This window comes from Dietzia cercidiphylli (assembly GCF_039531545.1).
In the GTDB taxonomy this organism is placed as follows: Bacteria; Actinomycetota; Actinomycetes; order Mycobacteriales; family Mycobacteriaceae; genus Dietzia; species Dietzia natronolimnaea.
Genome location: NZ_BAAAQG010000006.1, coordinates 270,058 through 281,608, shown reverse-complemented (window position 1 = coordinate 281,608; position 11,551 = coordinate 270,058). Strand labels below are relative to the sequence as shown.

Below are 11,551 nucleotides of genomic sequence, written 5' to 3'. Positions count from 1 at the left end.
CCTCTACCTCGGCGACCCCACCGCCTGGATCACCGACCCCCGACGAACTAACGGAGATACCCACTAGCGGGCGCGGCGGGCCAGGCGCTCGGTGTCGGAGATGATGACGCTCTTGCCCTCGAGCCGCAGCCAGCCGCGGTGCGCGAACTCGGCCAGGGCCTTGTTGACCGTCTCGCGCGAGGCGCCGACCAGCTGGGCGATCTCCTCCTGCGTGAGGTCGTGCGTCACGCGGATGTTGGCGCCCTCCTGGGTGCCGAAGCGCTGGGCCAGCTGCAGCAGCGCCTTGGCCACGCGACCGGGGACGTCGGTGAAGATGAGGTCGGCCAGGTTGTTGTTGGTGCGGCGCAGGCGGCGGGCCAGCACGCGGAGCAACTGATCGGAGATCTCGGGACGCTCGGAGATCCACCGCTTGAGCGCGGAGCGGTCCATGGCCTGGACGGAGACGTCGGTGACGCAGACCGCCGAGGAGGTCCGCGGGCCCGGGTCGAAGATGGACAGCTCGCCGAACATGTCCGACGGGCCGAGGATGGACAGCAGGTTCTCGCGGCCGTCGGGGGCCTTGCGGGAGAGCTTCACCTTGCCGGAGGTGACGATGTACAGGCTGTCGCCCTGCTCGCCCTCGCGGATGATCACATCACCCTTCGAGTACTCCTCGCGGGTCAGGTCGGCGCGCAGCGCCGAGATGGCCGCGGGCTCGACACCCTGGAAGATGCCGGCCCGGGTGAGTACGTCGTCGGCAGACTGGTCCGTGCGGCGATCTGTCGTCACAGTCTGTGACCCTCCCGTTCGGGCGCGGACGAGCGAGGTCCGCGCCATGGCGTGCGTGTGGCGAAAGCCACTGTAGCCGGTCCGGTGCCCCAGGTGTGACCAACGCGCGGCGACCGGGGTGGGTCAGGTCTCGATCTGCTCGGGCTCGGCCAGGATGGCGGCCTCGAACTTGTCCATCAGGAGGGCGAAGCCGGCGAGGAGGACCGGGACCAGGACGACGAGGATTCCCTGCATGACCCCGAGTAAACACCCCCGCAGGCCGGCTCGCACGCGCGGCCCGGCGCACCCGAGGGTGGTCCGGGCCGTAATGTGGACTCATGCCCGACCCCGCTCCAGCTTCCACGAAGCGTCGCAGACGAGGGGTGGCCGCGAGGGGGGTGGAAACCGACCTCGGGCGCACCCGCCGCGCCAGGCGCATGCTCCGCACCCTCGAGAGCGCGTTCCCGCACGTCTACTGCGAGTTGGACTTCCGCGACCCGCTGGAGCTGAGCGTCGCGACGATCCTGTCCGCGCAGTGCACGGACAAGCGGGTCAACGAGGTCACGCCCGCCCTGTTCGCGCGGTACCGCACGGCCGCGGACTACGCCGGCGCGGACCGCGAGGAGCTGGAGGCGCTGATCCGTCCGACCGGTTTCTACCGCAACAAGGCACGCAGCATCCAGGGTCTGGGCGCGGCGCTGGTGGAGAAGTACGACGGCGAGGTGCCGCGGCGGCTCGAGGACCTGGTCACCCTCCCCGGGTTCGGGCGGAAGACGGCCAACGTGGTGCTCGGTAACGCGTTCGGCGTGCCCGGGCTGACGGTGGACACGCACTTCATGCGCCTGGTCGCGCGCTGGAAGTGGACCGAGGCCACCGACCCGGTCCGCATCGAGCGGGAGGTGGCGCGGCTGCTCCCGCGCGCGGAATGGACCGACGCCAGTCACCGGATCATCTTCCACGGCCGACGGGTGTGTCACGCGAGGACCGCGGCCTGCGGGGCGTGTGTCCTGGTCGACGACTGCCCGTCCGCGGGCGAGGCCGGCCCGCTCGATCCGGTGGCCGCCGCCCGTCTCGTGGCGGGACCCGAGCGCGCCCACCTGTTGGAGTTGGTCGGGCTGGGGGATCAGGCGTGAGCGCCTCGCTGAGATGGTCGCTGGTCGCGCTGGTGGCGCTGATCGGCGTCGTCGTCGCGCTGGTTTCCACCCTCGGCGGCGACGAGGGGGCCGGATCCGCCGCGCCGGCCCCGTCCGCGCCCCCCGTCGGGGCACCCCCGCTCGACGAGCCGCAGACGGTCGTGGACGACCAGACCCGCGCGACGGCGGATCTGCCCGCGTGTCGCGACAGCGCCGCTGCGGCCACGACCGCCGGACCCGTCGCCGGGTTCATGGTGCGTTGCATGGACGACGGCAGCACCACCACCCTCGGCAAGATCCAGGCGGACCGTCCCATGGTGGTCAACCTGTGGGCCTACTGGTGCGAGCCGTGCCGCAGGGAACTGCCCGCCATCCGCGACGCGCAGGCCACCCTCGGCGACAAGGTGCGGGTGGTGCTGTCCCACACCGACCCGTCGGAGACCAAGGGGTTCGACACCCTCGCCGCCCTGGGCATCGAGGAGCTCATCTCCGTCTCCGACCAGGACGAGGAACTGCCGACCCTGCTGGGGGCGCCGCCCGTCCTGCCGCTGACCGTCTTCGTCCGCGCCGACGGGACGGTGGCGCACGTGCTCATCCAACCGATGGACACCGAGCAGGACGTGCTCGACGCCGTCTCCGAACACCTGGGGGTCACCGCATGACAGGTTCCGCGCGCGACTCTCCGGTACCCCGACCCGGTGACGTGACGGGCGTGCCGCACCCCGGGTGGATGGACCCCCTCATGGCGGCCTGCACCGACGGCAGCTTCGACGGGCTGCTGCCCAGGCGGCGTCCGCCCGAGGACCGCGGCCCCAACGAGGTCGGCCGCCCGCACCGGGACGCCGCGGTGCTGGTCCTGTTCTCGGGCTCGGCGGATGCGCCCGGCCCGCACCCCCCGGAGGACGCCCGCGTCCTGCTTACCCACCGCGCCCCCACCCTGCGCAGCCACTCCGGGCAGATCTCGTTCCCCGGGGGCGGGGTCGACGACACGGACAGCGGCCCGGTCGAGGCGGCGCTGCGCGAGGCGTGGGAGGAGACGGGGCTGGAGAGCCACGGGGTGGACGTGCTCGCGGTGCTGCCCGAGCTCTACATCCCGGTCTCCAACTACTCCGTCGCCCCCGTCCTGGCCTACTGGCGCGAGCCGATGGAGGTCGCGTCGGTCGATCCCGCCGAGACCGCGAGGGTGATGACGGTGCCGGTCGGCGAGCTGCTCGACCCCGCCAACCGCTTCCTGCTCCGGCACTCCACCGGCTGGACCGGCCCCGCGTTCCAGCACGACGACCTGGTGGTGTGGGGCTTCACCGCCGGAATCCTGGCCGCGATGTTCTACTCCGCCGGCTGGGACCTGGACTGGGACACCGAGGACGTGCGCGACCTGGAGCAGACCCTGGCGGCCTCGGCGAACGGGGAGCAGTACCGGATGTCGGCGGAGGAGGCGCGGCGCGAGTCCACCGACCCGCTGGCCGACAGGACGGTCGCCGGGGTGCCCGGGGTCCGGTCCGGCCACGACCCCGACCGGGCCGAGGAACCGCTCGACCTGCCCGCGGACGATCCCCGCAGGGGTTACCGGTGACGGGCTCGCAGTGGCTCGACCTCGCGCTGTACGCGCTCGCCGCGGCGGCCGCGATCTCGGGATGGATCAACGGCGCGGCGGCGTCGGGCTTCGCGCTGCTCGGCGTGGCGATCGGTGCCACCTCGGGACTGCTCGTGGCGCCGCACCTGGTCAGGGAGCTCGACTCGCCCGTGGGTCGGCTCGCGGCGGGTCTGGCCGTGATCGCGGTGATGGTGATCATCGGCCAGATCGCCGGCGTGACCATCGGCCGCGCCGCGAGGCGCTACATCTCCGGGGCGGGGGCCAGGGTCCTCGACAGCACCGTCGGGGCCGTCCTCCAGGCCGCCGCGATGTTGCTGGTGGCGTGGCTGGTGGCCATCCCCGTGGCCGCACAGGAGGGCCCGGGGCTCGGCAAGGCGGTGCGCGGGTCCTCGGTGCTTGCCAAGATCGACGATGTGGCGCCCGAGCAGATGCAGCGCATCCCCGCGGCGTTCACCTCGGTCCTCGGCACCACCGGGTTCCCGGACATCCTCGGCCCGTTCGGCACCACGCCCATGCAGGAGGTGCCCCCGCCGGACCCGGTGCTGGCGGGGTCCGAGGTCGTGGCGGCGGTGCAGCCGTCGGTCCTCAAGATCCTGGGCCGCGCCGAGTCGTGCAGCCGAGCCCTCGAGGGCTCGGGGTTCGTCGCCGCCCCCGGCCTGGTCATGACCAACGCGCACGTGGTGGCCGGCACGGGTTCGGTGAGCGTCGTCGCCAGCGACCAGGAACTCGACGCGGACGTGGTGGTCTACGACCCGGGCGTCGACGTGGCCGTCCTGCGCGTGCCGGGGCTGCAGGCCCCGGTCCTGCCCTTCGCCGACCGCCGGGGCCGCAGTGGCGACGACGCCATCGTCGTGGGCTACCCCGGCAACGGCCCCTACCGCCCGGACGTCGCCCGCATCCGGGAGCGGGTGACCCTCCGCGGGCCCGACATCTACCGCGAGGCCACCGTCGAGCGCGAGGTGTACATCCTGCGGGGGTCGGTGCGCGAGGGCAACTCCGGCGGACCGCTGATCACGCCGCAGGGACAGGTCGTGGGCGTGGTGTTCGGAGCCGCGATGGACGCCGCCGACACGGGGTACGCGCTCACCGTCGAGCAGGTGTTGCCGCAGCTCGAGCGGGCGGTCGACTCACTGGAGCCCGTCTCCACCGGCAGCTGCGTCGGGGCACGCTGAGGGGACGTCCCGCCTGGGGGACGTCCCGCTGAGGTGACGCCCCGCTGAGGTGGCGCCCGTCGCCCGGTTCCCGCCCTGCTCCGGTGTGAGGAGCCGGGCGGTCAGAGCCCGTTGACCCGGCGCGCGAAGTCGACGATCAGTCGGGAGGTCGCACGCGGCTGCTCCATGGCCGGGTAGTGCCCCGCGTCCGCGACCAGCTCGGTGTGGAAGTCCCTGGCCCACGCCGCCGACGCGCTCACCGTCGACGGCCGGATGAACCGGTCCTCCGCGCCGCTGATCCCCAGCACCGGTTGGTCGAGGACGCCGGAGACGGTCCGCCGGAAATCGCGGCCGTCCGGACGGAGCTGACTGCGGACCATCCAGCGGCGGGACTCCAGGGACAGGTGCGCGACCTTGGGGATGAGCATGGACCGCCTGAGCAGCGCGGCGGTCTCCCGGAAGTCGTCGGTGTCCGGCCATGTCGGCCCGGAGCGTGCTCTGAGCATCGCCTCCACCGACGCCGCGCCGTCGGCGGTGAGGCGGCGTTCGGGGAGCCGGGGCGCCTGGTCCGCCAGGAGGCGGGGGACCAGGGCGCGGCGTTGGGCGCGATCGCGGAGTGCGGCGTTGCGGGTGGCCAGGGGGTGGGGAGAGCCCACGACGACGAGGCCCCGCACGGCGCGCGGCCGGCGGTACGCGGCGGTCCAGGCCACGAATCCGCCCTCGCCCTGCCCCACGATCACCGCCGAGGTGTGGCCGAGAGCGCGGATGAGGTGCGTGATGTCGGCGGCCAGCGTCCACCCGTCGTAACCGCGCGGTGGTTTGTCGGAGTCCCCGTGGCCGCGGAGGTCCACCGCGACGGCGTGGAAACCGGCCTCGGCCAGCGCGACGACGGGCGCCCGCATGGTCCACCAGATGCCGCCCAGGCCGTGGACCATCAGCACCAGCGGTGGCAGTTCACCGGGGACGGTGTCGGGCGGGAGAGCCTCGGCGACGTGCAGGCGGATGCCGTTGGCCGAGACGTCACGATGCCGCCACGACCCGTCGATCCTGACGATCGACGGGTCGGGCGGCCGGTGTGCTGGCGTCTTCAGCTGCGCGTGGCGGGCTGGGGCGTCTCGGTGACCCGGACCGTCCCGGGCCGCGGCTCGGCGCCCGTGGGCATGGCCAGCTTGAGGTCGGACACCGAGTCGATGGTGCGCTGGGGCTTACGGATCTTCTTGATCTTGCGGTAACCCAGCAGCCCGCACACCGCCGCCAGCAGCACCAGCACCACGAAGACGATGAGGAACCCGATCCAGTCCCACGACTTGGTACCGAACCACAGCGAGATGAGCTTCGCCCACATGAAGACGAACGGGAAGAAGGACATGAGGAGCAGCACGAGCGCCGCGACGAAGAAGCCCGACCCGGTGGCCGCCTTCTTGACCTGCTCGGTGACCTCGGTCTTCGCGAGCTCGATCTCCGCGCGGACGAGAGTGGACACCTGCGTCGTGGCGTTCTTGACCAGGGTCCCGATGCTGGCGTCGCCCCGACCGATCGAATCCGCGTCGTGCAGAGGGATCGATGCCTCGGTCGGCGAGTGGGTTCCCTGGGCGTGGCTCACGGTTGTTCCTCCATTGTCAGGCGACGGATGCACCGTCGTCCATCGTGCCACGACACGTGGCTGCCTTCACCCGCTACCCGGTCAGCCGCGCGTGCCCTTCTCCCTGATCTGCTCCATGATGGTCGGATCCGACAGCGTCGAGGTGTCCCCGCCGTCGCGGCCCTCGGCCATGTCCTTGAGCAGGCGCCGCATGATCTTCCCGGACCGCGTCTTGGGCAGCTCGGGCACGATCGTGATGTCGCGCGGCTTGGCGATCGGGGAGATCTCCCGCGACACCTCGGCCCGCAGCTCGTCGATGAGCTTCTGCCGGTCCTCCTCGGCGTCGACGTTGCCGCGCAGGATCACGTAGGCGACGATCGCCTGACCGGTGGTCTCGTCGTCGGCGCCGACCACCGCCGCCTCGGCGACCGCGCGGTGACCCACGAGGGCGGACTCGACCTCCGAGGTGGAGATGCGGTGACCGGAGATGTTCATGACGTCGTCGACGCGGCCCAGCACCCACAGCGCTCCGTCGGCGTCCCACTTGGCGCCGTCACCGGCGAAGTAGTACCCCTCCTCGGCGAACCGGGACCAGTAGGTGTCGCGGTAGCGCTCCATGTCGCCCCAGATGCCGCGGAGCATGGACGGCCACGGCTCGGTGAGCACCAGGAAGCCCTGCTCCTCCGCGCCGACCTCCTTGGCGTCGCTGTCCACGATGGCCACGTCGATGCCGGGCAGCGGCCGCATGGCCGAGCCGGGCTTGGTCTCGGTCACGCCCGGCAGCGGGGAGATCATGATCGCGCCGGTCTCGGTCTGCCACCACGTGTCCACGATGGGGGCCTTGCCGCCGCCGAGGTTGTCGCGGTACCAGCGCCACGCCTCCGGGTTGATCGGCTCACCGACGGAGCCGAGCAGGCGGATCGAGGACAGGTCGTGGGCGGCCGGGATCTCGGCGCCCCACTTCATGAAGGTCCGCACGAGGGTCGGCGCCGAGTAGTAGATGGTGACGCCGTACTTTTCGATGATCTGGAAGTGGCGGTGCTCGTCCGGCGAGTTGGGGGTGCCCTCGTAGACGATGCACTCGGCACCGTTCGAGAGCGGGGCGTACACGCCGTACGTGTGGCCGGTGACCCAGCCGACGTCCGCGGTGCACCAGTAGACGTCCTGGCCGGCCTTGTGGTCGAACACGTTGTGGTGGGTGTAGGACGCCTGGGTGAGGTAGCCGCCGGAGGTGTGGACGATGCCCTTGGGTTTGCCCGTGGTCCCGGAGGTGTAGAGCAGGAACAGCGGGTGCTCGGAGTCGAAGGCCTCCGGCGTGTGCTCGGTGGACTGCTGCGGGACCACCTCGTCCCACCAGACGTCCCGGCCCTCCGTCCACTCGACGTCCAGGCCGGTGCGGCGCACGACGAGGACGTTCTGCACGGACTTCGCGTGCCCGTCGACGCCCTCGAGATTCCCGGCCAACGCGTCGTCGACGCCGGCCTTCAGCGGTGCCGGCTTGCCACGACGGAACTGTCCGTCGGCGGTGATCACGAGCTTGGCCTCGGCGTCGTCGATACGGGAGCGCAGGGCGGCGGGCGAGAAGCCGGCGAACACGACGGAGTGGGTCAGGCCGAGGCGTGCGCAGGCCAGCATGGCGATGTAGACCTCGGGCAGCAGCGGCATGTAGATGGCCACCCGGTCGCCGGCGACCAGCCCGAGGGAGCTGAGGTAGTTGGCCGCGCGGCTGACCTCGTCCTTGAGTTCGGCGTAGGTGATGTCCCGCGCGTCGTCCTCGGGCTCGCCGATCCAGTGGATGGCCACCCGGTCGCCGTTGCCGGCCTCGACGTGGCGGTCCACGCAGTTGTGGGCCACGTTGAGCGTGCCGCCCACGAACCACTTGGCGACCGGGGCGTCGGACCAGTCGAGGACCTCGGACCACTCGGTCGACCAGTCCAGGCGCCGTGCCTGCTCGTCCCAGAACGCGAGTCGGTCGGAGGCTGCGACGTCGTAGAGGTCGGCCTGCGCGTTGGCCTGTGCGGTGAAGTCGGGGTCGGGGGCGTAGGTCTGGGTGTGGTCGTGATCGGTCATCAGCGGCTCTCTCTCGGGATATGTGTTCACGGCGGCCGGAGTCGACACGGCGGAAACGACCGGACCGGTTTCTGTGAGCGTAGTCACATACCTGGTGCCGTGTTTCGCAACACACCCGATAGGGGGACGCGGGGGGGAGGCGGGGTCAGGACCTCGGCTCGCGGCCTGCGGATTCGCCGGTCTCCCCGCCCTCCGCAGGGGTGGCGCCGGCACTCTTCGGGGTCTCGGCCCTCGCGTTGTCGGGGCCGGCGCCCACCGCGGTGGCGGGTGACGTCGTCGTCGCAGTCTTCCCCGCGCCCTCCGGCGCCTCGCCCGGCGACGTCCCGACGGTCCCGGGCGCCGTCTTCCCGGGCGACTTCTCTCCGGCGGGCTTCTCCCCGGCCGGCTTCGTGCCCGGGGTCCCCGTCTTCTCCGGGGTCGCCGCCTTGCCCGGGGTCGCCGCCGTGCCCGGGGTCACCGTCTTGCCAGGGGTCGCGGTCGCCGGGGGCGTGGCCTCGCGACCGCGGACCGGGGCCTCGAGCCCGTAGTACTCCAGGAGCTTGACCTCCTGTTCCGGTGTCAGGGCGTCTTCGGTGTGATCGGGGCGCGGGGAGTCCCGGATGACGGCACGGGTGTGGTCCACGTGCAGCTCGTCGTCGAGGAGCCGCGCTCCATGGAGGGGGACGATGGCGTCCGAGGAGAAGATGCCGGTCGAGACGGTCGCGAAGGTGATCTTGCCGCTGGCGTCGTCCACATACACCTGGCGGACCGCGCCGATCTTGGTCCCAGTCGAATCGAATGCCGTCGCGTCCAGCAGTGCGTCGAGTTGGTCCTTGAGGGTCACGGGATCTCCGGGGGGTCGAGGTGGGGGGCGGGGCCGGGGAGCACCCTGAGGTACTGCTGATTACACCAGCTAGACAGCGGTTGAGCCGGGTCTTGACCGGCTGTGTCGGCGGATTGCGGTGCGCGGGGCGGCGGTCGCCCCCGGGTCGGTAACCTCGTCCGGGTGAACACTCGCGCCCAGGACCCCCTCGCCCCGCTGGTCTCCCTGCCCGGCGTCGCGGAGGCGTCGGAAGCCGCCAGGAGCGCCCTCGCCACCGTCCACCGGCATCCCGCCAACCGTCGGGGCTGGCCCACGACCGCGGCGGAGTCGGTGCTGCGTGGGGCGCGGGCCTCGGCCGGCGTGGAGGGTGCGTCGGTGCGGTTGGACGCCGACGGTGACCACGACGAGGTGCTCTCCGGTGCGTTGCGGGTGGCCGGCGAGCTGACCGGCGAGTCGCTCGACCGGGCCGTGTCGGTGTGGACCCGGTCGCCGCTCCAGGAGCTCGCTCACCTGCACCTGTTGGCCGCGTCCGGCCCCGGGGTGGACGCGGCCTCCCTCGGTCGGCCCAGGCCGGATCGGGGGGTGGCCGAGCGGCTGCAGGGGCTGGCGGAGCTGGTGACGGGCGGGACGAGGGTCCCCGCCCCGGTCCTGGCGGCGGTGGTCCTGGGCGAGCTGTCCGGGATGCGGCCGTTCGGGTCCGCCGACGGGGTGGTGGCCCGGGCGGCGTTCCGGCTGGTGACCGTGTCCACCGGCCTCGACCCGCACTGTCTGGGGGTCCCGGAGGTGACCTTCTACCGGGATCCCGCGGCGCACCGGTCGGCCCTGCACGGGTTCGTCTCCGGCGACGAGGAGGGGGTCGGCTCATGGATCCTTCACTGCTGTAGAGCACTCGAGGCCGGTGCCCGCGAGGCCACCTCGATCGCGGACGCCGCCGGGACCTGAGCCCCGCGCCCGGCACGCGAATGGCGGGTCGGCACGCGTGCCGACCCGCCAACTCACTGCGGTTCCATCGAGAGATCCGGGTACCAGGCGTCCTGTGGTCCGCCGTGTGGCCGGTCCGGGACAACCGTCGGTGACGGCTGGCGCGGACCCACGGCTGGTGTGCCTCTCGGGCGTTATCCGTCGCGTGGGTTCCGGAGTATCGATGACGGTGGCTCGGACGGGGAACCGTGACTTCTCTTCCGTCACCGTCCTGGCGTCGTCGTCACCGTGCCCTGAGCATGCCGCGCGGACAGGCGCCCCGGCGATGGGGGGATCCCACAAGGAACCCGGGGACTTGCGGGTGGTTCCCGCCATCGCGTCCCGCCGTGTCGGCGGCGCACGATGAGGAGTTGGGGCCGAACGAGGGCGGGTCGGGTGATCGGTCCCGGCGGACGAGTCGGGTGACCGGGTTCAGTGGTCTCGCCGCGCGGAGCGGGCGAAGGAGAAGGCCGCCGCCCCCACCGCGAGCGCGATCGCCCCGACGCCGATGATCGGCCCGGTCGCGCGTTCCAGCGTCGGGAGCAACGGGGTGGGGTTGGAGAAGGTGAGGATCGGCCACCCGCGCTCCAGGGCCTCGCGGCGCAGCGCGCGGTCCGGGTTGATCACCGTCGGATGCCCGACCTCCTCGAGCATCGGGAGGTCGGTGGAGGAGTCGGAGTAGGCGTACGAGGCCTCCAGGTCGTAGCCGTAGCGCCGGGCGAACGCCCGGATCGCCTCGGCTTTGCCCGGTCCCTGGCAGTAGAACTCGATGGACCCGCCGTACCGCCCGTCGGCGTCCCGGTTCATGCGGGTGCCGGCGTAGTGGTCCACGCCGAGCATCCGGGCGATCGGCGCCACGAGTTCCTCACCGGAGGCGGACACGATCACCAGGTCGTGCCCGAGCGCCCGGTGCTCGGCGAGCAGTTCCTGCGCCTCGGCGTACACGGTCGGCGAGACGGTCTCCGTGAGTCCTTCGGTGACGATGCGCTCGACCTTCTCGGGCTCCCACCCCTTGGTGGCCGTGGCCATGGCCTGGCGCACCTTCTGCATCTGGTCGTCGTCGGCGTCGGAGAGGCTGAACGCGAGCTGCGTGTAGGCCAGATCGATCACCGATCGGCGGGACAACAGACCCTCATCGAGGAAGGATTTGTTGAACGCGAACACCGACGAGGTGGCGATGATCGTCTTGTCGAGGTCGAAGAACGCGGCGACCCGGCGAGGTCGGTGCGATGACCGAGGGCCCTGGCGGCGTGGGGCGGACACGGCTCCACGATACGGTTCTTGTGCTCACCGCGCGGATAAGTGATACTGATCACGCTCGTAAGAGCATCCCCCTATAGGTGCTCGATTCGTTCCCCCACGAATCGGGACTTCGAGAAACCGCGGCGTCCCCCTGCCGCGGTTTCTCCCATTTCGGGCGGGGTCCGCGGCCCGGGGTGTCCGGGTCGGGGACCCCGGGTCCCGGCCTCTCCACAGCCCCCGGCCTCTCCACAGCCGCCCCCGGGACACTGC

At 71.9% G+C, this 11,551-nt stretch carries 11 protein-coding genes; 5 read left to right on the top strand and 6 right to left on the bottom strand.

Annotated features, from left to right (window positions below; all coding sequences use genetic code 11):
* Window positions 1-63: 63 nt before the first annotated feature.
* Complete coding sequence (locus ABD250_RS06300) at window positions 64-768, bottom strand: cyclic nucleotide-binding domain-containing protein (protein ID WP_182659128.1); 705 nt, start codon at window positions 766-768, stop codon at window positions 64-66.
* Between the two features lie 317 nt (window positions 769-1,085).
* Here ABD250_RS06300 and nth point away from each other — a divergent pair, with 317 nt between their 5' ends.
* From nth to ABD250_RS06280, 4 genes are read left to right on the top strand one after another with little or no spacing between them, the layout of a single operon-like run.
* Window positions 1,086-1,880 carry an endonuclease III gene (nth, locus tag ABD250_RS06295; RefSeq protein ID WP_425551869.1) on the top strand — a complete coding sequence of 265 codons (795 nt, stop codon included), beginning with the start codon at window positions 1,086-1,088 and terminating at the stop codon, window positions 1,878-1,880.
* Complete coding sequence (locus tag ABD250_RS06290) at window positions 1,877-2,542, top strand: TlpA family protein disulfide reductase (protein WP_344391306.1); 666 nt, start codon at window positions 1,877-1,879, stop codon at window positions 2,540-2,542. Before nth ends, ABD250_RS06290 begins: the two co-directional genes overlap by 4 nt.
* Entirely contained in the window at window positions 2,539-3,453 is a 915-nt protein-coding gene (locus tag ABD250_RS06285; RefSeq protein WP_344391304.1) for an NUDIX hydrolase, read from the top strand. The genes ABD250_RS06290 and ABD250_RS06285 overlap by 4 nt, the downstream gene beginning before the upstream one ends.
* Window positions 3,450-4,646, top strand: coding sequence for a MarP family serine protease (locus ABD250_RS06280; protein ID WP_344391302.1), 1,197 nt, complete (start codon window positions 3,450-3,452; stop codon window positions 4,644-4,646). Before ABD250_RS06285 ends, ABD250_RS06280 begins: the two co-directional genes overlap by 4 nt.
* A 101-nt stretch (window positions 4,647-4,747) precedes the next feature.
* Here ABD250_RS06280 and ABD250_RS06275 read toward each other — a convergent pair whose 3' ends face one another.
* The 4 genes from ABD250_RS06275 to ABD250_RS06260 form a co-directional block, all read right to left on the bottom strand.
* Entirely contained in the window at window positions 4,748-5,566 is an 819-nt protein-coding gene (locus ABD250_RS06275; protein WP_182659065.1) for an alpha/beta hydrolase, read from the bottom strand.
* A gap of 146 nt (window positions 5,567-5,712) precedes the next feature.
* Entirely contained in the window at window positions 5,713-6,228 is a 516-nt protein-coding gene (locus ABD250_RS06270) for a phage holin family protein (protein WP_179524416.1), read from the bottom strand.
* A gap of 81 nt (window positions 6,229-6,309) precedes the next feature.
* Complete coding sequence (acs, locus tag ABD250_RS06265; protein WP_182659064.1) at window positions 6,310-8,277, bottom strand: acetate--CoA ligase; 1,968 nt, start codon at window positions 8,275-8,277, stop codon at window positions 6,310-6,312.
* A gap of 145 nt (window positions 8,278-8,422) precedes the next feature.
* Complete coding sequence (locus ABD250_RS06260) at window positions 8,423-9,100, bottom strand: PRC-barrel domain-containing protein (RefSeq protein ID WP_344391298.1); 678 nt, start codon at window positions 9,098-9,100, stop codon at window positions 8,423-8,425.
* A 162-nt stretch (window positions 9,101-9,262) separates the two neighbouring features.
* Between ABD250_RS06260 and ABD250_RS06255 the strand changes: the two genes are divergently transcribed.
* Window positions 9,263-10,021 carry a Fic family protein gene (locus ABD250_RS06255; RefSeq protein WP_259848099.1) on the top strand — a complete coding sequence of 253 codons (759 nt, stop codon included), beginning with the start codon at window positions 9,263-9,265 and terminating at the stop codon, window positions 10,019-10,021.
* A gap of 450 nt (window positions 10,022-10,471) precedes the next feature.
* Here the strand turns inward: ABD250_RS06255 and ABD250_RS06250 are convergent, their stop codons facing one another.
* Window positions 10,472-11,302, bottom strand: a complete 831-nt coding sequence (locus tag ABD250_RS06250) for an HAD family hydrolase (RefSeq protein ID WP_179524420.1) — start codon at window positions 11,300-11,302, stop codon at window positions 10,472-10,474.
* Window positions 11,303-11,551 lie beyond the last annotated feature (249 nt).

Bases quoted from the DNA above. Each gene is read 5' to 3' on its own strand.
- nth (WP_425551869.1), top strand. From the start codon at position 1,086: ATGCCCGACCCCGCTCCAGCTTCCACGAAGCGTCGCAGACGAGGGGTG.
- acs (WP_182659064.1), bottom strand. From the start codon at position 8,277: ATGACCGATCACGACCACACCCAGACCTACGCCCCCGACCCCGACTTC.
- ABD250_RS06285 (WP_344391304.1), top strand. From the start codon at position 2,539: ATGACAGGTTCCGCGCGCGACTCTCCGGTACCCCGACCCGGTGACGTG.